Source organism: Mycobacterium sp. pR1184 (assembly GCF_041287235.1).
In the GTDB taxonomy this organism is placed as follows: domain Bacteria; phylum Actinomycetota; class Actinomycetes; order Mycobacteriales; family Mycobacteriaceae; genus Mycobacterium.
Map to the genome: position 1 here is coordinate 15,016 of NZ_JBGGKR010000005.1, position 21,628 is coordinate 36,643.

Sequence of the window (21,628 nt, forward strand, 5' to 3'; positions counted from 1 at the left end):
GCGGAACATCGGCGCCTCCTCGGGGCTTTCGACGCCCACTCAGCCTACCGAGCATCCCCCGTTGCCGAATCTCGAGACGACGGTGCCGCGGGCCTCAGTGTGGTTCGGCCAGCCTGGCCATCTCGGCGAACATCGATTCGCGCAACTCCTCGCGAGACAGATCCTGCAGTCCGGTGGCCGCGCGCACGAACGGCTCGAACAACTGCCAACCCAGCAGCAGGGCGATCGCGTGTGAAGCGCCGAGCCGGGCGCTCTCTTCGCTCTCGTGCTCGGGTCGAATGCCTTCGAGCAGCCGGGCGGCGGCGGGAAAGCTGGACTGCAGTTTGCCCGCAGGAAACCCGTCGAGCAGGGCGCGCGCGATGACCCGCAAGTGGATCGAGGTGGCCGCCTCCCTCTCCTCCGGGGTCGCCTCGCCGTCGGTCAGGGTGGCCAGTTTCGCGGCCAGGTGATCGAGCACGGCAGCGACGAGTTTCTCTTTTGTCCCGAAATGGCGAAACACCAAGCCGTGGTTGACGTGGGCCCTGGCTGCGATGTCGCGAATCGACGCAGCCCCGGGTCCACGCTCGGCGAACATCTCTGCCGCGCTGTCCAGGATCGCGGCTGTCACCTCCGCACGGCCGGTCGGAACGGGAGCTGCATCGGGGCTTGCGCCGCGTGTAGTCATATGTCTACACTATCATCGTAGTCACTTGACTACACCAAAGCGAAACTCCGAGGGGACCATCTGCCATGACACAGCCGCAGACGCTGAACGTGGAGTACGAGGAGCTGACGGCCCGAGCCGACGAGCTGCAGGCCCCGATCCCGGGCCTGCCCACCGACAACCCCCAGGCCCCGTGCGTCCTACCGATGGTGATCACAGCCGCGGCTCAACTCGCACTGTCCGCCGACAACATGCGGATCTACCTGGAAGCCGGCCAACGAGAGTGGGAAGCTCTGGCCGCATCCCTGCGCAATGCCGCCAAGGCCTATGAAGAGGTCGATACCAGTGCCGCGGCAGCCGTCGACAGCGGCGATGAGTCCGTGTCGGCGGCGACGACCGGGACCCAGATGAAAAGCATCGCGCCGCCACCGCTGTCCGACACACAGATCGCGGCAGCGGGCGAAACAGCGCCGTACCGCGACGTCAAAGAGGCGGCCCAGGAGATCGGCGAACCCGATCAGGGCGTGGCGTTCACCAGCTTCGCCGATGCGTGGACCGCGTATCAGCGGGCGCTGTTGGAGGCCGCGTATCGATTCCGGCCCTTCGAATCCTGGGAAGGCGACGCGCGCTACGCGGTCGAGGCGAATTTCGACCAGCAGCGAGCGTGGCTGTACCAAATGGCGGATCTGTGCGGGCTGATGGCGACCCAGGCTCGTGGTGTCGTATCGACGCAGGGCTGGGCACTTCCGGAGCATCCCACGGTGCAGCAGGTCGAGGACCTCGACTACCTCTGGTATCAGTGGCAGACCACCTATCCCTGGAAGATGCAGTGGTCGGACCTCAAGCCCGTGCTGGAAGAGGAGTACGCGGCGCTGCAGGAGAAGTCCGAACAGGTGCTGTCCGAATACCAGCAGCGGGCCGCCTTGCCGCTGCCGCCGATCAGTCCGCCGATGGCTCCCGCAGCCTGTGCCGTCGTGCCGCCGATCGACCCCGGGGCCTACGACGCCGGTCCTGGCACCGAAACGCCCTATCCCGAATCTCCCTACGGGGACCTTCCGCAGGGCGAGACCCTGCCGGAGCTGGGTGGCATGCCGTCTGCTGGAACGGCCGCGACGCCGACCGGCGCGACCCTGGGCAGTGCACCGACCACGGTGCCGGACCCGTCGAAACCGGCAGGCGTGAAACCCGCGTCGTCCGGTGGCGCCGGCATACCGCCGCTGCGATCGGTCCCCTCGATGCCACTGCAGGCGCCGGCCGAAGGAGGAGGGGGCCTCCGGCCGGCGCCGGCAGCACTTCCGCCCACCGCACTGGGCCGCGGGATGCCGGGTGGGGGAGGCGCGGTGGGCGCAGGCGGCATGGGCGTGCCGCCGTTAGGGGCGCATGGTCACGGACAACAGGCCGGCAAGGGCAAACGCCGGCAGGCCGACGCGTCGATCTACTGCGAGAACCGCGCCTGGACCGAGGCCATCCTCGGCCGCCGCCGACCGAAGGATGCTGCAGACCACTGAGGGAAAGAGGGAGCGGGCCTTCTTCAGAGGTTGTTGGTCGCGGGGTGCCAACAACCTCCGGCGGAGGCCCGCTCTCGTATGCTCACCCGGCTCCCAGCAAGCCGACGTAACCTCGCGCAGGAAAACAGGGAGCCGACGGAAGGGGGGGGCCAATTGTCTGCGGAAGTCGACCGCCGATACGTGATCGTCGGCGCCGGCGCGATCGGTGGCACCGTGGGTGGGGTGCTGGCCCGCGCCGGTATCCCCACGGTGTTGGTCGCGCGCGGCCGGCATGCCGAGGTCTTGGCCGCCGAGGGCATCACCCTCAAGACGCCCGACGGCACTTTCCCTACCGTGGTCAGCACGGCGCGACGACCCGAGGACATTCGGTTGACCGACGGTGATGTCCTGGTGTTCGCCACCAAGACCCAGCAACTCGATGCGGCACTGCAGGAATGGGTCGACCAACCCGTCCATGGCGCGGGCGGTGGCACCGCGGGTGAGCGACTGCCGGCGATGACCGCGCTCAACGGCGTTGCCGCAGAAGAGAAAGCGCTGCGCTACTTTCGCCGGGTATTCGGAATCTGCGTGTGGCTGCCGGCCGTGCACCTCGAACCGGGTGTGGTCATCGTGCGAGCGTGGCCGGTGGTCGGGCAGTTCCACATCGCGCGGTGGCCCGCGACGTTGCGCACGCAGCAGGACACCGACCTACTGGCGGCCCTTGCGGAATGCTGGACCGCGGCGGGGATCCGGGTCCGCACGCCCGACGACGTCGCCCCTTGGAAGTACAACAAGCTGCTGAGCAACCTCGGCAACGCCGTGGGCGCACTCACCGTCGACGCGGCCGGCGAGGTGGTGGCCGCGCTGCGGCGCGAAGGCGAAAACGTATTGCGGCATGCGGGAATCGAATCCATCTCGTTCGAGGTCTCGACGGCCACCCGGGCAGACGGGCCGATGATACGGCCGGTGCCCGGATCGAACAGCGGACCGAGCAATTCCACCTGGCAATCGCTGAGCCGCCAGACCGGCAACCTGGAGACCGACTTCCTCAACGGCGAGATCGTTCGGCTCGCTCATCAGCACGGGATCGAAGCGCCGTTGAACGCCGCCATAGCCCGCGCGGCCCGGGCCACGGTGCTGCGCGGCCAGGGCCCCGGACTCTATTCGGCCGAGCAGCTGGCAGAACTGGTGGGGGTCGCCGGAATCGACTGACGGCCAACTAGTTCACGGCCCGTCCAACGGGCGAGCGCCTCGGCGCCCGCGGTCCGGTCGGCCGAGGAACCCGCCCAGGCGATGTAGCCGTCGGGGCGCACCAATACCGCAGGCCCGTCGTCGGCCCGCTCGACCTGTGCGAGTCCGGCAGCGTCGACCGGGTCCGCACCCCGCTCGCGAATGAAGACGAACCCGGGTAGGCGTTGCAGCTCGGTGAGCCTGCCGTGCCGCAACGGAATCTGCGTGGCGCGGCTGCCCACCAACGAACTTTCGCCTTTCTGGCGTGGATACCGCAACGTGGTTCCGGCGAAGCTCCCGGCGATCGCGTCACGCACGCGTGGAATGCTAAGAACCTTGGGCGCCAATAGGTTTCGCATCGCGCGTGCGACCGGCTGGCGGAGCTTGATGCCGCGGGCCATCAAGCCGGACTGCAACAGGACTCGTTTGCCGATCGGATGGCGCTCCTCGTGGTAGGTATCCAGCACGGCGTCGTCCGCGCCGGCGAGCACCGCGTCGATCTTCCACGCGAGGTTGGCCGCGTCCTGGATGCCGGTGTTCATGCCCTGACCGCCCATCGGGGAGTGCACGTGTGCCGCGTCGCCGGCCAGGAACACTCGTCCATGCCGATACTGCGCGACTTGGCGTTCGTCGCAATGGAATCGGGACTTCCAGCCCACGTCGAGCAAGCCAGGGTCGGGTTCTATCGCCCGGGCCAGGATGCCGCCGATCTCGGATGAGTCGACGGGCACGTTGTCGGGTTGCTGATTCTTGCGATCCCAGACCATCGCGCGGTACCACGCACCACCGGCATCGCGATCGTCGTAGGGGGCCAGAAACGCGAACTCGTTGCGAGTACTGCCCAGCGTCAGGCCGCGCCCGGCGGGCCCGTGTGCGAGCAATACGTCGGCGAGGACGATCGACGACAGGATCGTGCGCCCGGGAAAGTCCGCATCGACCAATGTGCGCACCGTGCTGTGTGCGCCGTCGGCACCGATCAAATACTTTGCCCGCCAACGGATATGCGGACCTTCATCGTCGCCGTGCGGTCGCACGGTCACCGTTACGCCGTCATCGTCCTGCTCGAGGCCGATGACTTCGACACCCCGTTGAACCTCGGCGCCCTGCGCGACGGCGTAGTCGGCCAGCGCCCGGTCGACATTGGTCTGCGGCGTGATCATCGCGAATTGATACGCCGAGTCGAGGTGGGTGAGGTCGATGCGGGCACCGCCGAAAATCGTGACGCCCGGTGCCTGATGCGAACGCGCGAGGAGATCCGCGGCGACCCCCCGGGCGTCGAGGACCTCCAGCGTGCGGGCCATCGTGGCGAAGGCCCGGCTGGACGGGTTGATCGTGGGCCACCGCTCCAGCACGGTGACCGAACGGCCTGCGCGAGCGAGATCACCGGCGGCGGTCAGTCCAGTCGGTCCGGCGCCGACGACGAGCACATCGACCTGGTGGACGGTCATCGCGCCACTGCTTCCGGGTGCGGGTACCAGCGGCGGATGTCGTCGGGCGTCGCAACGGCTGCGCGATTGAAGACGAAGCGGCAGCCGGGCGCCGTGATGTGTGCGGCGTTGACGATCGACTCGAACAGCAGCGTGTTGTTGGCGATCAACCGCACGCCGGCACCGATGAGCACGGCGTCGTACCGCTTGGCCTCGAGCCAGGCGCGGGCTTTGTCGGCACCGGCATCGCCGAAGTCGATCAGGCAGTTGTCGACTTCGTAGCCCGCGTCGCGCAGGGCGGTCACGTTGTCGTTGTTTGCGGCGCGCAGCTTCTCCCGCGTCAGGCCTGGGAATTGCGCGAAGTCGGGTGAGGAGTAGTCGATGAGGTCGGGATCGAGTCCGATCTGTATTGCTGTGACGGCCATGGCCGCACCCCCGTTCAACAGTTGTTGAAGTCAAACGTTAGGCCGGGGCGCGTGCTATGTCAACAGTTGTTGAATACACTTTCCCCATGGCGCCCAGAACCCGCGATGCAGAGGCCACCCGATCGACGATCCTGACGACGGCGCGTTCGCAATTCGGGAACCACGGTTTCGAACGAACCACCATCCGATCGGTGGCGTCGGAGGCGGGGGTCGATCCGGCGCTCGTCATGCACTACTTCGGCAGCAAGGCAGAGCTTTTCGCGGCCGCCTCCCGATTCGACGTCAAGTTTCCCGACCTCACTGGCATTGCCCCCGAGCGCATCGCCGATCTGCTGCTGCCGCTATTCATCGGCGTCTGGGGACCGGACGGGCCGCTGCTGCCACTGCTGCGCGCGGCGGCGACCAACCGCACCGCCGCGGACGCGCTGCTCGCGATGTTCGTCGATCAGGTCGCCCCGGCGCTATCGGCGGTGGTCCCCGATCGCGCTCCCGAGCGCGCCGCCCTGCTGGGATCGCAACTTCTCGGCCTCGCGACAGCCCGCTACATACTGTGCATGCCGTCGCTGGCCGGCATGGACGACACCAGGCTCATCGAATGGCTGCGACCCGTGTTCGTGCATTACCTGGTGAATCCGGCACCATGATCTGATGCATCCCTTCCGGAGGGCGGTCGAAGACCGCGACGAGGCAGCCATCCAGGCATTGCTGTCCGACAACGTGGTCTTCACCAGCCCGGTGGCGTTCAAGCCCTATGTCGGCAAGCCGATCACGGCGGCGATTCTGCGGGGCGTGCTGCGGATCTTCGAGGACTTCCACTACGTCCGCGAGATCGCGGGCGCTGACGGCCGCGACCATGCGCTGATCTTCGAGACCGGCCTTCGCGGCGTGCCCGGCGTCAAGATCACCGGCTGCGACTTCCTGCATTTCGACGAGGACGGCCTGATCGACGACTTCATGGTGATGGTGCGTCCGCTGTCCGGTGCGACGGCGCTGTCCGAGGCGATGGCCGCCCAGTTCGGGCGGATCCAACAGGAGGCTGTCCAGCTGGCCGAGAAGTTTGCCACCGCCTGACAGCGGCGTTATCTCAGGACCGCCGAGGCCCGGTGAGGGCACAAACCGCGGCGTCGCCGCGTTGCGATACGCATGTGGGCCAAGAGCGCAGGGAGGCGCGGGTGAAGATTCGCTTCGGGGTCGGACTTGGCGCGGACAGTCCGCCGGATCAACTCGCCGGCATTGTCGATCATGTGGAGAGCAGCGGCGTCGACTCGCTGTGGTTCTCCGAACTTGTCTATGCCCCCACGGTGGATCCGATGGTGGGGATGGCCTATGCGCTCGCCCGCACCACTGAGCTGAAGGTGGGCACTTCGGTCGCGGTGCTGCCGGGCCGCCATCCGGTGCTGGTGGCCAAACAACTCGCATCGTTGGCGGCTATCGCGCCCAAGCGGGTTCTTCCGGTCTTCGGGCTGCGCTCGGCGATTCCGGCCGAGCGTGAGCTGTTCGCGGTCCCGGACGGAGAGCGCGCGGCGGTATTCGACGAGTCACTGCGGGTGCTGCGCTGGGCGCTGTCCGACAACCCGGCGAGCTATCACGGCCAGTACTTCACCGTCAGCGGGGCGGCGATCATGCCGAAACCGGTTCCACCACTGGACATTTGGTTGGGCGGTTCGGCGCCGGCGGCATATCGCCGCATCGGTACCCTGGCGGATGGCTGGTTGGGCAGCTTTCTCACCCCCGCCGAGGCGCGGGCGGGACGCGAAGCGATCGAGCGGGCCGCCGAGCAGGCGGGCCGCCAGATCGAGCCAGATCACTTCGGCATCTCATTGGGTGTGGCCGATGGCGAGTTGTCGCCGGAGTTGGTCGCGGCGGCTCGCCGGCGTCGTCCCGACGTCGATCCCGCCGACCTGATCGCAACGCAGTGGGATCAGCTGCACCGCCAACTCGACGGCTATCTGGATGCGGGGTTGACGAAATTCGTCATTCGTCCCGCCGGCGCATGGTCGGTGGAGGGCTTCGTCGATCGATTCGTCGCCGAGCTAGCGGGCCGGCAGAACTGAAATCGCTGCGCCTATTGCCCTTTCAAACTGCCGATGCGCAATGAGAAGTCTTGTGGCTTCGCCGGCTGGGCATCGTCAATGCCCTCGACATAGGCCTCGGGGTCACGGTCGACGATTTCGATTCCCTTGGTGGTGGGGTGCCGGGTCATGAATTCGCTGTATTGCCGCCCGAGCGCTTCGCGCAGTCCGATCGGGGCATTGCGGCGAAAGTCCGCCAGGCCTTCGCGTTCCTCCTCGGCCATGTGGTCGTCGTTGGCGACTCGGGTGCGGCCCACCGCGGCCCACCACGATTCGGTGCCCACCGACGCGGCGTTGGCGTCGCGCACGCCGCCCCGAATGTCGTTGTGATCACCGATGGCATCCAGCGTCTCGCCTTCGGGGTCGTCGCCTCCGCGTCGGAGCAGTTGCGGATAAAAGATCTTCTCTTCGAGATAGGCATGCACGTCGAGCTTGTCGGCCAGTGGGCGCCAGACTCGCGCGAGTGCGCGCAGGTTGGGCGGCGTCTGGGCTTGCAGCTCGTCCAGCTTGGCGAATTGTTCGCGGAACCAGTCGTGGTCGTCGAGGATCAACATGGTGATGTCAGCCATTGCAACTTCCCGCCTTCTGCGCCTCGCGGTCATGGTGTCCGACGTCGGCGGCAGCCGTCAAGCCGTCGCTTTCGGTCTTCCACCAGACTGCCAGCGCGACGGCGATCAGCGCCGAAGCGCCGGCGGCGGCGACCATGAACACCCAGCCGCGCCGGATGGCGGCCAGATCGATGCCGGGCTGGTAGATCATCGTCAGGATGGCGGTGCCGAACACCGTGCCCAACTGCCGAGCGGTATTCGTCAGTGCCGACCCGGCACCCCATCGGTGTGACGGCAGGGCCAGACCGCTGACGGCGGAAAGGCTGGGCATGACCAGGCCGACACCTGCCCCGGTAAACAATTGGCCCGGAAGGAAATCCGCGAGGTAGTGCGGCTCGGGACCCACCCGGCAAAGCCAGACGGCGATGCCGACCGTATACAGCGCGGCGCCTGTCGCGGCGACCGCGCCGATGCCGAACCTGCCGATCAGCCGGCCGGCGAACGTCAGCGAGACAAGCACCACGACCACGGGACCGGGTGACAAACACCAGCCGGCGGCGGCGGGTGCCTTGCCCCACACCGTGGTGAGCAGCATGACGCTGCCCAGCAGCATCGCACCGAACGCCGCGGCGAACAGCAACAGCGCCAGGCAACTCGACCACATGGGGACCACACGGACGGCACCCAGATCCAATGCCGGCGAGGGATGACGCAGCGAGCGCCAGATCGCCAGTGCCAACGCGCATCCGGCGCCGGCGACCGCGATCGCGACCTTGCCGGTGCTGGAACCGGGTACGGGCAGCTCGATCAGGGCCCACACCAAGGCCCCGACGCTGAACACCAGGCTCAGCGCGCCGAACAGGTCAGGCATCCCGCTACCTGTCGCAGCGGTTTCCGTGAGAATCCGCAGACCGGCCACCAGGGCCAGCACCGCCACCGGCAGGTTGACGAAAAATATCCAACGCCAAGATGATTCGACCAGCAGACCCCCGATCGGCGGACCCAGCGCCGCGGCCATGGCGGCCACCGCCGACCATGTGCTGACCGCAACAGCCCGCCGTGCCGCGGGCACAGCGGCCATCAGCAGCGCGAGCGAACTCGGCATCAGCATCGCGGCGCCGAACGCTTGCACCACGCGGAATGCCACCAAAAGGGCGAACGATCCGGCCAGCCCGCAGGCGGCCGATCCCACCGTGAATACGGCCAGCCCGCACAAGAAGATTCGGCGATGGCCGTATCGGTCTCCCAGGCGGCCGGCGGGGTTCAGGAACGCCGCGAAGACGAGGGTGTAGGCGTTCAGGATCCAGGACATCGCACCGAGATCGGACGTACCGAAAGCCCCACGGATCTCGGGGAAGGCGATGTTGACGATGAACAGGTCCAGGCTGGCCAAAAACGACGCAGCGGAAACCACGACCACCGTCGCGGTCGCTCGAGTGGTCGAGAACTGCGTCGTCAAGGCCGCCTCGCGGATAAGGTGATTGTCGACGGGCACCGCCGAATGCTGGATATAGCAGACTATACCTTGCAGCACCGGCCGTCGGATGTGAGAAACCTCTCGGCTTAGGCTGCGGACGTGACCATTCCTTATGACGAGACACTGCGCGAACGGGTTCGCCGCAACGTCGCGGGCCACGATCGTCGCATCGTGACGGACCCGAGCAAGCGGCACGCCGCCGTCGCCGTGGTGTTGGTCGATTCGGAGGTCGGCGAGGACCGGGTCGACCCGGTGTCCGTCCAGGACTGGAACGCCGGCCGCCCGATGCCGTCCGCCGATCTGGACGGCCGCATGGTCGACGTGTCCGGTGGTGCGTCATTCCTGCTGTGCCGCAGAACTTCTCGCCTCAGCTCGCATGCGGCGCAATGGGCGCTTCCCGGTGGCCGACTCGATCCCGGGGAGACGGTGGTCGACGCGGCGCTGCGTGAGCTGCAAGAGGAAGTCGGGATCGACCTGCCGGACTCGACCGTGCTGGGACTACTCGACGACTACCCGACTCGTTCCGGATATGTCATCACGCCGGTGGTGATTTGGGGCGGTGGCCGGCTCGACCTTCATCCGGCGCCCGACGAGGTGGTGGCGGTCTACCGCGTGGGCCTGCACCAACTGCAGCGCGAGGACTCGCCGCGGTTCATCACCATTCCGGAAAGTCCGCGACCGGTCGTGCAGATCCCGCTGGGCAACGACCTGATCCACGCGCCTACCGGGGCTGTGCTGCTGCAGCTGCGCTGGCTGGGCCTGGAAGGCCGGGATGACCGTGTCGACGGGCTGGAGCAGCCGGTCTTCGCGTGGAAGTAGTTATCCGACAACTACATTCGTAGCCGTTTGGGCCGCCAGTGGCCGACTGGGAATCCGCTCGCGGAGAACCGGAGCGACGTCGGACACAAACAGCTCAAGGCTACGACGCTGCTGGCTAGCCGTCACCCCATCGGTGTCGGCGGACAGGTGCATCACTTCGTGCCCGAGCTGCTCGTGGTATCTGCCGACCTTGTCGATCACCTGCTGGGGGCTGCCCACCAATGCCGAGCTTCGTTCGACGAAATCCTCGATGGAGTCGAACACCACCGGTACCCCCGCGCGGCGCGCGAATGCCAGGCGGGCCTCGAACATCGGCCGGTAGGCCGCCACTGCTTCCTGCGAGGTTCGGGTGACGTAGAACCCCGCGGTCCCCGCGCCCACCAGGGCATCCTCCGGCCGGTGTCCGTAGAACTCCCATCGCTGCCGGTAATGGCACACCAGCTCCGCGTAGGGCTCGACGGGGTTGACGACATTGGCGGAGAAAATCGGATCGCCGTGACGAGCCGCGAGGTCGACGGAGTCCTTGCTGGTGGCGCTGCCGTGCCAGATCCGAATCCGGTTCTGCAGCGGCCGGGGAAGGGTCTTGGCGTTGACGAGCGGCGGCCGGAACCTGCCCGACCATGTCACGTTCTCGCGCTCCCACAGCAGGCGAAACAGCTCATAGCCTTCGCGGTTGCGGTCCCACTGGTCCTCGGCCGTAACGTGAAACAACTGGGCCTGTGCCGTCCCGTTGCCCTTGCCGATGATCAGCTCCAGGCGCCCGCCGGACAGGTTGTCGAGCGTCGAGTAGTCCTCGAATGCGCGAACCGGGTCGAGCAGGCTCAACGTGGTAACCCCGGTAAAAAGGCCGATTTTAGAGGTCCGCGCCGCGATGTTACTGAGCACGACTGGCGGCGATGAGGAGATGAACGGGTCTTCGTGGCGCTCGCCTACCGCAAAGCCGTCGAAACCCAGCTCCTCGGCCAGCACCGCCTTGTCGAGCACATCGCGCAACCGAGCCGCCGGGCTCTTCTTCTCACCTGAGACCGGGTCCGGCACATGCGTGATCAGCGTAATCAGCAGAAACTTCATTGATATGTACGAACCGCTCGGTCCTCGACTTCATTCCATTCGGGCGGCGAGGTAGCGCGCGCCGAGATACACAGCTTGCCCACGAGCGCGCAAGCGATCTAGCCAGATGCCGATCGGCGGGTCAAACTAACGAACGACATTGTCGTCGATCGATTCAGGAGTGCCCATGACGACGTATGCGTTCGACCCGGAAATTGCTGCGGCGCTTCCGTATCTGCCCGACCTGCCGGGTGACGACCCGTTGGCCATTCGGGCGGCGATGTCGGACCTGATCGCAGCGCTTCCGGTGCCGGACACCACCGGACTGCGGGTCGAGGACCGGGAAATCCCGGGTCGCGACGGCGATCCCGCGGTTCCGATCCGCATCTATTGGCCCGATCAACGCAGCGCCCCGGCCGCGGTGTACAGCGTGCACGGGGGCGGGTTCATCGCCGGCGACCTCGACACCGAACACGGCTCGAACGTCTTCCTTGCCCGCGAACTCGGCGTCGTCGTGGTGTCTGTCGACTACCGGCTCGCACCCGAAACGCCGTTCCCCGGCGGCCTGGAGGACGTGTACGCCGGGCTGGTCTGGATGGCCGAAAACGCGGACGAATTGGGCATCGACGCGCAACGCATCGCCATCCACGGGGTGAGTGCCGGAGGCGGACTCTGTGCGGCGCTGGCGCTGTTGGCGCGCGACCGCGGCGGCCCGCACATCGCGTTCCAGTTCCTGTCGGTGCCCGAACTCGATGACCGGCTCGCCACGTCGAGCATGACCGACTTCATCGACACCCCGCTGTGGAGCCGCCCGCGCGCGATCGTCAGCTGGGACTGCTATTTGGGCGTGGGTCGCGCCGGAACCGACGACGTGCCGATCTATGCCGCGCCGGCTCGTGCCACCGACCTGGCCGGTCTGCCGCCGGCGTATGTCGCGGTTATGCACTTCGACCCGCTTCGTGACGAAGGCGTCGCCTACGCGGCGACCATGCTGGCGGCCGGGGTGAGCATCGAATTACATTTATTCCCAGGAACTTTCCACGGATCGATGTTGATCCAGGACGCGGCGATATCGAAGCGCGAACAGGTGGAGAAGATCGCGGTGCTGCGCCAAGCGCTGGCACTGTAGTGATCACACAGGGCGAAAATTGTTCTGCCGATGGCTGTTTCGGCGCAGCCGCACTCCCCGTGCCGCGGCGGTCGCCAACGCCAGCACCGCCATCACCGTCAGGATGGTCGCGGCGGCCTTCGCGGACCCGATGGTGCTCAGCAGCATCGGCAGGCCGAAGCCGATGTAGCTGACCGTGTAGAACGTTCCGGTGAGGGCACCGCGCAAGTGTTGCGGTGCGGCGGCTTCCAAGTCGATCAGGCCCTCGCGGAGCAGCAGGCCGGACGCGCAGCCCAGCACCACCAGTAGCGACAACGCCACGGCCAGCGGCATGGTCGACGGTGCCGCAGCGGTCACTGCGTAGCCGAGCGCGGCCAGCACGGCGCCGACGGTGCCGGCTTGTGGGCCCCACTGCCTTGCACGGGCGATCAGCTGAGTGGTGCCGCTGACGCCGTTGGTGATCAGCGCGGCGGTTCCCGCGGCCAGCGGGGCGGCGAGCCCGGTGTGCACATGGGTGGGGACGGTGACGAAGGCCAGAGTCGCCGAGGAGTACACCCATGGCGACAGGGGTAGCGCCCAGCTCAACGCTCGCGCGATATCGGGGCGTGCCGACGCGGTCTGATCCTGGCCGGACACCGCTACCGGTGCGGCGACATTCGCGCGCTGGGCTGACACCACCGCGACGACCGTGGCGAGCACGACCAGCGCGGCGGCGAATCCGAACGACTCCCAAAGCCCGGATGGCCCCACCGAGGCCATCACGCCAGATGCGAACGGGCCCACCGCGAAACCGGCCGTCAGGACGGCGCCGGCAACCGCGGCGCCCGCCGGCCCCCTCATGTCCGAAGCCCAGGCGGTGCACGAGCTGACTACCAGCCCGACTCCGGCCCCGACCACCAGACGGCCCCCGAGTAAGACCGGGGAATGCAGCGACAGCAGCATCGCGACCGTGCCGGCCAGCGTGGTGACCGACCCCGCCCACGCCACCGGCTGGCGTCCCAGCACATCGGAGAGCCGGCCGCCGATGAGTAGGCCGGGCAGCAGTCCGACCGCGTAGATCCCGAAGATCGCGTCGAGCGTGGTCCGATGGAGATGCTGGTGATCGCTCAGCGCGGGGATCAACCCGGCGAAATGGTTGGCCGCCCACCCCGTTGCCAGCAGGACCACCAGCACCGAGGCGAACAATGGTGCGGATCCACTGGATTCACCGCGTTCGTCATGCGGTTCGACCGTCGCGTGGTGCACCCGGCGCGGCACTGCCACATTTGACCTGCACACGAATTCCTCCCCAGTCTGTGCACTCGGATGATGGACGAACTGTGTCGCGGTGATATCGGCCACAGCGTTCTGCTTTTGAAGCGCGCCGCGAAAATTAGCGCTGCACCTCGTCCACAGACGGCGCCGCTCGAGCGGTTATTCCGACTTGCGATACAACGACAGTTGTCAACCCGCAGACTGCCCAGCGGGGCGGGGTTTGAATCATGCCCGAAGCAAACCTGGTGGTCTGTCACAGCGATTCCTAGGCTGCGCGGGTGATGTCGACCGATCCGGTGCCGGCCCGGGTGTCCCTTCGTGGTGTCGACCGCACGTTCGGAGCCCATACCGTGCTGCACCAGGTCGACATCGAAATCGAGCCGGGCGAGGTGGTCGCGCTGCTCGGCTCGTCGGGCAGCGGCAAGTCGACACTTTTGCGGCTCATCGCCGGCCTCGACCGTCCTACCGGGGGACGGATCGAGATCGACGGCGAAGCGGTGCGCGGCATCGACCCACGCTGCGCGGTGGTGTTTCAGGAGCCGCGGCTGCTGCCCTGGCGATCCTTGGCCGCAAACGTGGCGTATGGGCTGCCGCCAGGCACGGCACGTGCGAAAGGTATTGGTGCAGTACAACACTGGCTCGAGGTAGTCGGGCTGCGCGAGTTTGGCAAACACTATCCGCGACAAGTCTCCGGCGGTATGGCGCAGCGCACCGGCCTCGCGAGGGCTCTGGCGCGACGCCCGCGCGTTCTCTTACTGGACGAGCCGCTGGCCGCCCTCGATGCGCTGACGCGACTGCGGATGCAGGACCTACTCGATGCGGTGCAGCAAGAGGCAGGCACGACAACGGTGTTGGTGACCCACGATGTGGACGAGGCCGTGATCCTCGCCGACCGAGTGCTGATTCTGCGCGCCGACGACTCGGGCGGTGCCCGTATTGCCGCGACGCATGACGTCGCCATACCCAAACCGCGCGACCGCGGGGATCCGCGGGTCGCCGCGTTGCGGGAGCAATTGTTGGACGAGCTCGGTGTACCCCGACGAAGCAGTGAGGCAAAGGCATGATGAAAGGTCGTTACCTGAGCTCGATTTCGGTGATCGCCGGCGTCATCGCGGTGGCGGGCTGCGGTTCGAACGCGGGTCCTAGCGCGTCGAGAGACATCCATCTGGATTACGCCTACTACAACCCGTTGAGTCTGGTGGTGCGTGACCAGCACCTGCTGGAAAACCGCGGTTACAACGTCACGTGGGTGCTTTCGGCCGGCAGCAACAAGGCCAACGAGGGGCTGCGGTCTAAAGCGCTGGACATCGGATCCACCGCTGGGTCCGCCGCATTGGTCGCGCGGGCCAATGGGTCGCCGATCAAGGTTGTCGACCTCTACGCCGGCGGTGAGTGGACGGGCCTGGTCGTCACCAAGGATTCGCCGATTCATTCGGTGGCCGATCTCAAGGGCAAGAAGGTGGCCGTCACCAAGGGCACCGACCCGTATTTCTTCCTGTTGCAATCGCTTGCCACAGCGGGACTTTCACCGAGCGATATCGAGATCGTCAATCTGCAGCATGCCGACGGCAAGACCGCGTTGGAACGCGGCAACGTCGACGCGTGGTCCGGATTGGATCCGTTCATCGCGCAGACCAGCCAGCAACAGGGCTCGCGCTTCATCTACCGCAACCCGAGTTTCAACACCTACGGCGTCTTGGACGCTCGCGAGGATTTCATCGCCGATCACCCCGAAGCGCTCCAGGCGGTCGTCAACAGCTATGAGGAGGCCCGGAAGTGGGCGAAAGCACACCCCGATCAATTGGCGGCATTGTTGGCCTCGCAGGCGAACATAGCGCTGAGCGTGGCGCAGGAGGAGCTGACCCGGACACTGGTGGATATCGACTCGGTGCCGGGGGATCAGGTGCGCGCGGTACTGACGCGGGTGGAGCCGCTGGCGGTAGCCGACTCCGATATCAAGTCCGACGACGCGGGCCGCAACGCGCTGAGCACGCTGATCGAGCCGAAATTCGCTCAGCAAGCGCACTAACGTCGCGATCCGGCCGGCTGGCGAGGTTGCCGCTGGCGCTAGTGGGACTGATTGTCCCGGTGCTGCTGCTGGTGATCTGGCAGCTCGCCACCGCGGTCACGGGGTTCTTCTCGCCTAGCCAGCTTCCTCCTCCCGGTGACGTGGTGTCGGCACTGGGCGGACTGCTGCGGCGTGGCGAACTGTGGACTCACTTGCAGGCCAGCGGTTCTCGGGTGCTGCTCGGCTATTTTGCGGGCGCTGCCGCGGGGCTCACGCTGGGTTCCCTGGTCGGGCTGTCGGCAATCGTGCGCCGATTGCTGGCGCCGACTGTCGCGGCGTTCCGAACCGTGCCTTCGCTGGCCTGGGTTCCGTTGCTGCTCTTGTGGTTTGGCATCGATGAGACGCCGAAGATTCTGATGGTCGCCATCGGTGCGTTTTTTCCCGTCTACACGACGACGGCATCCGCGCTCTCCCACGTCGACCCGCACCTACTCGAAGTTGGACGGGCCTACGGTCGGCGTGGCACGGCACTGCTGGCCACGGTGATGTTGCCCGCCGCGGCACCGGAATTGGTGAATGGGCTGCGATTGGGCCTGGCCAACGCGTGGCTGTTCGTGGTCGCCGCCGAACTGATCGCGTCCTCAAAGGGCCTCGGGTTCCTGCTGCTGGACAGCCAAAACACCGGCCGCACCGACGTGATGTTGTTGGCCATCGTCCTGCTGGCCGCGCTGGGCAAATTGACCGACGGTGCCTTGGCCGCGGTGGAGAAGCGGCTGGTGCGGCGGCGCTAGTGGGTCATCCGCGGCGGCGCAATACCGGTGTCACCAGCTCGCCGGTGTCCAGGTAGGTCTCGAGGTTGCGGATCGTCAGCAGCGCCATGGCCCGTCGGGTGCGGGCTGTCGCACTACCGATATGCGGGAACAGCACCACATTGTCCAAATCATAAAGCGCCGCAGGAACATTGGGCTCATCGGCAAACACATCCAAGCCCGCTCCGCCCAGCGCGCCGGCGGTGACCAACTCCACTAGCGCGTCCTGGTCCACGACGCTTCCGCGAGCAATGTTGATCAGATAGCCCTCGGGACCCAACGCCTTAAGGACGCAGCGGTCGACGAGATGACGAGCCTGGTCGTCGCCCGTCGTGGCCACGACTAGCACGTCGACCGATTCGGCCAATTCGAGCGGCGACTGAGCATAACGATACGGCGATCCGTCAACTCGGTGCCGGTTGTGATAAGCGATGGCACAGTCGAATCCGAGCAACCGGGTAGCGATGGCCGATCCGATGCGGCCCAATCCCAAGATGCCGATCGCAAGGCCACTGACGTCTCTGGCGTATGGGAATTGTCCCTCGCTCGCCCACCGGCCCGCTCGCACGTAGCGGTCGGCCGCGCCGAATCGCCGCAGTGTCATCAGGATCAGGCCCAGCGCGGTATCGGCAACGGTGTCCGACAGCACATCCGGAGTATTGCTCACGCCGATACCCCGTTGCCCGGCCGCAGCCAGGTCGATCAAATCCACTCCTGCGCCGTTGTTGACTATCACCTCCAGATTGGGCAGGGCTGCGATGGTTTCGGCGTCGACGCCGTAGCGGCCGGACGTCACCACCACGCGAATCTGCGTCGCATGTCGCGCTAGGAACTCGGCGCGCTGCGGTCCGCTTGGGAGTAAGGGAATTTCGTAGCGGGCCGCCAGCTCTTGTTCGAAGGTGGGCTCGAAGCTGTCGCCGATACGCAGCACGTCGCTCGTCTTCTCGACCGTCACCTATGCATCATCTCCCAGGTCATCCGGGTCAGCATCGCCGGCACCTAGGGCGCGAAACGCCGCGCAGGATCTTGCCCGGAATTCCGCTATGGACGGCCGGCTTAGCTGCACAATGGCGCGATGCAGATCGCAGATCGCGCCCATAGATTCCTGTCGGCCATCGTAGTGCTGGTCGCGCTGGTGGGATGCGGCGCAAAGGACCACGCTGCATCAGGGTCGGGCGGCGGCGGCGACTTTGCCGGTCCGATCGAGATCGGCAACGGCCGCCACCTCTATCTGGAGTGTCACGGAAGGGGCAGTCCGACAATCATTTTGGAATCTGGCTATCACAATTCGTCGGATCCGTGGAATCAGTCCGAGGTGGTCGCCCCAGCCGCCGGTCCGGGCGTGCTGCCCGCCCTGGCCGACGACCACCGCGTGTGCGCCTACGACCGGCCCGGCACCTTGCGCTATCCCGACCCGCCCAGCATCAGCGACCGCAGTTCACCGGTTGCGATGCCGCGAACCGCCCAAGACGTCGTCCAAGATCTGCATGCCTTGCTGGCCGCCGCACATCTGCCGGGTCCCTACATTCTGGTCGGGCACTCGCTCGGTGGCCTGTTCATCCGCCTGTACGCGCAGACCTATCCCGACCAGGTGCGGGCATGCGCGTTCGTCGATGCCTTCGCCGTCGAGATCCCGGGCCTGATGGGATCGGACTGGCCGATCTACCGCCAACAGTTGGATCATCCGTTGGCAGCGTTCGCGAATGTGGATTCGTTCGAGGTGATCGATATCGACAAGAGCGTTGCGCAGGTCGCCGACGCCCGTCCCTTCCCGCCGGTGCCCACCGTCGTGCTGACGAGGACCGAGCCGTTCGCGGTTCCCGGCAGCGTCTCGGATGAGCAGAGCGCCACCCTGGAGCGGGCCTGGCGAGACGGCGCGTCGGATCTGATCGCGCTGCGGCCGCAGACACCGCACCTGATCGCGACCGACAGCGACCACTTCATCCAAATCCACCAGCCCGACCTGGTGGTGGCCGGCGTTCGTCTGGTGATCCAGAGGTCAGCCGAAAACCGCTGACGAAGCGCTGCGGCATACTCGGCCCAATGACGGTGGTGCTGGCAGTGGTCGCGGTGGCCGAACTCGGCGGCCTGATCACGCTCGGCGTGCTGCTCATCGTGTCGCGACGCCAGCTCAGCGGCGCACGCGCCGCGATCGAACGCAGCCGGCGCAGCAGCGGTCGCCGTCGACGCCGACGCGGCGTCGCGCCCTTGGCGATCAGGACCGCGTTCAAGACGGCAGATTCGCTACTGACCAAAGGCGTCGGCGCGACGGTCCGCAACTCGGTCGAAGACCTGGCCGGCTGGGCGCAGGTGGAACGGCCCGACCTCGCCCGGCTCACCGCCGACGGTGACGTCGTGATCGCCTTCTCCGATATCGAGGATTCGACCGCCCACAACGAGGCCCTGGGCGACCGCGAATGGGTGCGGGTGCTGCAACAACACCACAGGCTCATCCACAAATTCGTCGACGACCACGGCGGTCATGTGGTGAAAAATCAGGGCGACGGATTCATGATCGCCTTCGCCGATCCCGGCCAGGCCGTGTTGTGCGGCATCGGTGTGCAACGCGCCCTGCTCGTAGACACCGAAGGCATTCGCGTCCGGATCGGCATGCACCTCGGACCGTCGGTCCGGCGCGGCGACGATCTTTTCGGGCGCAACGTCGCGATGGCGGCGCGGGTCGCCGGACAGGCCGATGGCGGGGAGATCCTGGTCAGCGAGTCGGTGCGCGACGCGATCGAGGGCGCACCCGGTATCGAGCTCGGCGCACCGTACGAGACCGAATTGAAAGGCTTCCAGGGCAGCCACAACCTCTACCCGGTCACGGTTTTCCAAGACTGATCAGAAAAACGTTCCCGCATGGGGTGCTTCGGGAACGGCGAACAACCGGTCGGCCACGGCCAGCAGCGCCGGATCCTCGGCCCGCGCCAGCCCCGCCACGGCAAGACTGCGCCAGGTCGTGCCACCCAACAGCACCGCACCCAGCCCCTCGATCCCGACGTGTAGATCGGCGGCCCGGGTCGTGGCCTCGGCCCCACCGCCGGTGATGGTGTAGTTGGCCGAATTCTTCGGCAGCAGGGGGTCATTGACGGCGATGGTGACGGCGCCGTCACCGGCGTAGGAGCGCGCCGCCAGCGCACGTTCCGCGTCGACGACTCGCAGCCATGTTTCGTCATGCACCGCGGTCACCTTGACCGCCCGGCGATCGACCAACAGCGACGGCAGCGGATCATCGAGCGGCAGCATCCAAAACGTCACCCGGTCAATCAGATCCAGCCCGAGTAGGAAGCGCAGCAGTCCCAGGTAGGCCTCGGCGGTGGGCGCGAAGAAATCCTCGACCATGATGGTGCGCTGCTCGCTGACAAACCACCTGTCGGTGTCGACGGGACGGTAGCGGGCGAAACCCGACTCGTCGCCCGGCTCGCCGTGTACGGCGACATACCAAGCGCCAGAGGATAATTCGGTGCGCAGCCGCACGCCCTCCCACCACACTCCGGGCCGGTCGATGGTCCCCGCCCGGGATGGGCGATTCGTGTCGTATATGCGAGGCAGTATTTCCCAGGCCTCGGCGGCGCCGACAAGTCGCACCGGGCCACCGGTCGCGACTCCGGGACGAAACGCCGCCCGTGCGGTCTGGACCTGCGTGCTCTGCATCGCGCTGGCCACGCCGTAGCCATACCGCCCGTAGATCGTGGCCTCCGACGCGCGCAACGATGCGACCACTTCACCTCGCGAGGTGAAGTCGGTTAGCTGGTGACGCATCAGGTCGGTGGCGATGCCCCGCCGGGTAAACGACGGCAACACCCCGACATCGGTCACCGCGGCATGGCTTACGGCAGCTCCGCCGGGCAGGGTCAACCTGTTCGTCACGGCGTATGCGGTGCCGACCAGTTGTCCACCGACGAACGCCCCGACCATCCGTCCGGGGTCGATCATCTTGGTGATCTGGCCGGGGGGCAGATCGGATATCGGTGGAAAACCGACCATCGCGACGCGAAAGACGTTAAGCGCAGCGATGAGGTCGTCCTCGCTGTCAAGGACCCGGAGCTCGGTGGTCACTCCGCCATCATGGCGTGGGCCTGCGTCGCAGGCCCAACCGGCCGCCGCATCCGCCGCAGCACCGGCAGCATGAGCACCGCCGCGGCCAGCCACGACAGGGTGGGCAACCACGGCAACGCGGACGCCACCGCCGCACCGCGATCCCAATGTGCCGTCACCAGCGCGATGCGCGCGATCGTGGCGACCGCTATCACCGAGAACAGGGCACCGGCCGCGGTGCCCTCGCGACCACGGCGGCCGATCGCGAAGCCCGCGACAACCGCGCTGACCATCACGACGGCCCAGGCTGCGCCGCAGACGAATTGGGCTACGGCCAGTGAGACCACGTCGGTGGCCACTGCGCTGGCAGCGGCGCATTCGGCGGCCACCAGCGTGCCGCCCATCATGGCGACCACCCCGCCGAGGTGCTTGGCCAGTAATGACGCCAGCGGAGCTGACAACGCGAACCCGATCCAGAACAGCGACAACAAGTTTGGAAGTGCGCTGGGGTCAGCGTATTTAGCGAAGAGGCGCGCGGCGTTCAGCGAGGAGTGGACCTGGAATCCCAGTTGCGCCGCGAGCACCGCGGTCAAGAACGCAAGCAGGGTGCCGACTCGGAATTCGGCGGGTGCATCCTTGACGGGCGCGGCGTCTCGGATGAGGTTCTTTTCCGCCCAAACGATCGACAAGGTGACCGCGAAGACGGAGACGGCCGCTGCGCCGAAGAGGATCCGCGGGTCGTACGCCGCGATCCGTCCGGCAAGAAACGGTGTCGACGCCGTGGCCAGGCCGGCCCCCACCACGAACACTGACGTGACCCAGGGCTGCCGCCCCTCGGGTGTGTAGCGGCCCAGCAGAGCCAGCGGCGGCGCGCGCAGAGCCGAGGAGCTAATCGCCCACACCACGATCAACGCAACGAATGTATAAGCGCCAGAACGTGACACAAGGGGCAGAAGCAGGAAGGCCAGTGCCGAGACGGCCGTCACCACCGCGATGGCCTTGCCCGCCCGGCCCACCACCCCGCTCACCCGGTCGACGGCGACACCGGCCGCCCAGTCGCAGCACGCGAAGATGATCTGGTCGAAGACCAGCAGCCAGCCGACCACGCCGGCACCGATGCCGGCTTGCGCGGCCAGCTGCGGCAGATAGATGACGTATCCCACCCACGTCAGCCCGAAAACGAGCTGTAGCCCTCCGAAGTAAAGCCCGACTCTGGTCGACACCCCACGGGGC

At 66.8% G+C, this 21,628-nt stretch carries 22 protein-coding genes; 12 read left to right on the plus strand and 10 right to left on the minus strand.

Features of this window, described 5'->3' with window-relative positions; genetic code table 11:
* Nucleotides 1-94 precede the first annotated feature (94 nt).
* Nucleotides 95-664, minus strand: a complete 570-nt coding sequence (locus tag ACAG21_RS10325) for a helix-turn-helix domain-containing protein (protein ID WP_370495941.1) — start codon at nt 662-664, stop codon at nt 95-97.
* 65 nt (nt 665-729) lie between these two features.
* Here ACAG21_RS10325 and ACAG21_RS10330 point away from each other — a divergent pair, with 65 nt between their 5' ends.
* Together ACAG21_RS10330 and ACAG21_RS10335 are read left to right on the plus strand one after the other, a co-directional pair.
* Nucleotides 730-2,151 (plus strand): secretion protein EspB, encoded by a 1,422-nt coding sequence (locus ACAG21_RS10330; protein ID WP_370495942.1) that lies wholly within the window; start codon nt 730-732, stop codon nt 2,149-2,151.
* 153 nt (nt 2,152-2,304) lie between these two features.
* Nucleotides 2,305-3,342: a ketopantoate reductase family protein gene (locus ACAG21_RS10335; RefSeq protein ID WP_370495944.1), complete on the plus strand. Its 1,038-nt coding sequence runs from the start codon at nt 2,305-2,307 to the stop codon at nt 3,340-3,342.
* Here ACAG21_RS10335 and ACAG21_RS10340 read toward each other — a convergent pair.
* Nucleotides 3,291-4,808, minus strand: a complete 1,518-nt coding sequence (locus ACAG21_RS10340; RefSeq protein WP_370495945.1) for an FAD-dependent oxidoreductase — start codon at nt 4,806-4,808, stop codon at nt 3,291-3,293. The two genes, ACAG21_RS10335 and ACAG21_RS10340, sit on opposite strands and share 52 nt — an antisense overlap.
* The gene (locus tag ACAG21_RS10345; RefSeq protein WP_370495946.1) at nt 4,805-5,212 is read right to left on the minus strand and encodes a hypothetical protein; all 408 of its coding nucleotides are present in this window, start codon (nt 5,210-5,212) and stop codon (nt 4,805-4,807) included. The genes ACAG21_RS10340 and ACAG21_RS10345 overlap by 4 nt, the downstream gene beginning before the upstream one ends.
* Nucleotides 5,213-5,298: 86 nt before the next feature.
* Between ACAG21_RS10345 and ACAG21_RS10350 the strand changes: the two genes are divergently transcribed.
* The 3 genes from ACAG21_RS10350 to ACAG21_RS10360 all read left to right on the plus strand — a co-directional run bounded on the left by ACAG21_RS10350 (nt 5,299) and on the right by ACAG21_RS10360 (nt 7,266).
* Nucleotides 5,299-5,856: a TetR family transcriptional regulator gene (locus ACAG21_RS10350; RefSeq protein WP_370495947.1), complete on the plus strand. Its 558-nt coding sequence runs from the start codon at nt 5,299-5,301 to the stop codon at nt 5,854-5,856.
* A gap of 4 nt (nt 5,857-5,860) precedes the next feature.
* On the plus strand, nt 5,861-6,283 hold the full coding sequence (locus ACAG21_RS10355; RefSeq protein WP_370495948.1) for a nuclear transport factor 2 family protein: 423 nt from the start codon (nt 5,861-5,863) through the stop codon (nt 6,281-6,283).
* A gap of 101 nt (nt 6,284-6,384) precedes the next feature.
* Entirely contained in the window at nt 6,385-7,266 is an 882-nt protein-coding gene (locus tag ACAG21_RS10360) for a TIGR03854 family LLM class F420-dependent oxidoreductase (protein ID WP_370495949.1), read from the plus strand.
* An 11-nt stretch (nt 7,267-7,277) separates the two neighbouring features.
* On the opposite strand, the gene ACAG21_RS10365 is transcribed toward ACAG21_RS10360, so the two are convergent.
* Both ACAG21_RS10365 and ACAG21_RS10370 read right to left on the minus strand, forming a co-directional pair.
* Nucleotides 7,278-7,853: a hemerythrin domain-containing protein gene (locus tag ACAG21_RS10365; RefSeq protein ID WP_370495950.1), complete on the minus strand. Its 576-nt coding sequence runs from the start codon at nt 7,851-7,853 to the stop codon at nt 7,278-7,280.
* The gene (locus ACAG21_RS10370; protein WP_370495951.1) at nt 7,846-9,327 is read right to left on the minus strand and encodes an MFS transporter; all 1,482 of its coding nucleotides are present in this window, start codon (nt 9,325-9,327) and stop codon (nt 7,846-7,848) included. The genes ACAG21_RS10365 and ACAG21_RS10370 overlap by 8 nt, the downstream gene beginning before the upstream one ends.
* Nucleotides 9,328-9,408: 81 nt before the next feature.
* Between ACAG21_RS10370 and ACAG21_RS10375 the strand changes: the two genes are divergently transcribed.
* Nucleotides 9,409-10,128, plus strand: coding sequence for a CoA pyrophosphatase (locus tag ACAG21_RS10375; RefSeq protein ID WP_370495952.1), 720 nt, complete (start codon nt 9,409-9,411; stop codon nt 10,126-10,128).
* Here ACAG21_RS10375 and ACAG21_RS10380 read toward each other — a convergent pair whose 3' ends face one another.
* Complete coding sequence (locus ACAG21_RS10380; RefSeq protein ID WP_370495954.1) at nt 10,129-11,199, minus strand: LLM class flavin-dependent oxidoreductase; 1,071 nt, start codon at nt 11,197-11,199, stop codon at nt 10,129-10,131.
* Between the two features lie 166 nt (nt 11,200-11,365).
* Here ACAG21_RS10380 and ACAG21_RS10385 point away from each other — a divergent pair, with 166 nt between their 5' ends.
* A complete protein-coding gene (locus ACAG21_RS10385) occupies nt 11,366-12,307 on the plus strand; it encodes an alpha/beta hydrolase (RefSeq protein WP_370495955.1) in 942 nt (313 codons plus the stop codon).
* A 3-nt stretch (nt 12,308-12,310) separates the two neighbouring features.
* Here the strand turns inward: ACAG21_RS10385 and ACAG21_RS10390 are convergent, their stop codons facing one another.
* Complete coding sequence (locus ACAG21_RS10390) at nt 12,311-13,531, minus strand: MFS transporter (RefSeq protein WP_370496297.1); 1,221 nt, start codon at nt 13,529-13,531, stop codon at nt 12,311-12,313.
* A 317-nt stretch (nt 13,532-13,848) separates the two neighbouring features.
* Between ACAG21_RS10390 and ACAG21_RS10395 the strand changes: the two genes are divergently transcribed.
* The 3 genes from ACAG21_RS10395 (at nt 13,849) to ACAG21_RS10405 (ending at nt 16,339) form a co-directional block, all read left to right on the plus strand.
* Nucleotides 13,849-14,604: an ABC transporter ATP-binding protein gene (locus tag ACAG21_RS10395; protein ID WP_370496298.1), complete on the plus strand. Its 756-nt coding sequence runs from the start codon at nt 13,849-13,851 to the stop codon at nt 14,602-14,604.
* Nucleotides 14,604-15,569 (plus strand): aliphatic sulfonate ABC transporter substrate-binding protein, encoded by a 966-nt coding sequence (locus tag ACAG21_RS10400; protein WP_370496299.1) that lies wholly within the window; start codon nt 14,604-14,606, stop codon nt 15,567-15,569. The genes ACAG21_RS10395 and ACAG21_RS10400 overlap by 1 nt, the downstream gene beginning before the upstream one ends.
* Before the next feature lie 71 nt (nt 15,570-15,640).
* Entirely contained in the window at nt 15,641-16,339 is a 699-nt protein-coding gene (locus ACAG21_RS10405) for an ABC transporter permease (protein WP_370496300.1), read from the plus strand.
* Nucleotides 16,340-16,343: 4 nt separating this feature from the next.
* On the opposite strand, the gene ACAG21_RS10410 is transcribed toward ACAG21_RS10405, so the two are convergent.
* On the minus strand, nt 16,344-17,312 hold the full coding sequence (locus ACAG21_RS10410) for a 2-hydroxyacid dehydrogenase (protein WP_370495956.1): 969 nt from the start codon (nt 17,310-17,312) through the stop codon (nt 16,344-16,346).
* Nucleotides 17,313-17,432: 120 nt separating this feature from the next.
* Here ACAG21_RS10410 and ACAG21_RS10415 point away from each other — a divergent pair, with 120 nt between their 5' ends.
* Nucleotides 17,433-18,374 carry an alpha/beta fold hydrolase gene (locus ACAG21_RS10415; protein ID WP_370495957.1) on the plus strand — a complete coding sequence of 314 codons (942 nt, stop codon included), beginning with the start codon at nt 17,433-17,435 and terminating at the stop codon, nt 18,372-18,374.
* 26 nt (nt 18,375-18,400) lie between these two features.
* Nucleotides 18,401-19,198 (plus strand): adenylate/guanylate cyclase domain-containing protein, encoded by a 798-nt coding sequence (locus ACAG21_RS10420; protein ID WP_370495958.1) that lies wholly within the window; start codon nt 18,401-18,403, stop codon nt 19,196-19,198.
* Here ACAG21_RS10420 and ACAG21_RS10425 read toward each other — a convergent pair whose 3' ends face one another.
* Entirely contained in the window at nt 19,199-20,416 is a 1,218-nt protein-coding gene (locus ACAG21_RS10425; RefSeq protein WP_370495959.1) for a GNAT family N-acetyltransferase, read from the minus strand.
* Complete coding sequence (locus tag ACAG21_RS10430; protein ID WP_370495960.1) at nt 20,413-21,618, minus strand: MFS transporter; 1,206 nt, start codon at nt 21,616-21,618, stop codon at nt 20,413-20,415. Before ACAG21_RS10430 ends, ACAG21_RS10425 begins: the two co-directional genes overlap by 4 nt.
* Between the last annotated feature and the right edge of the window lie 10 nt (nt 21,619-21,628).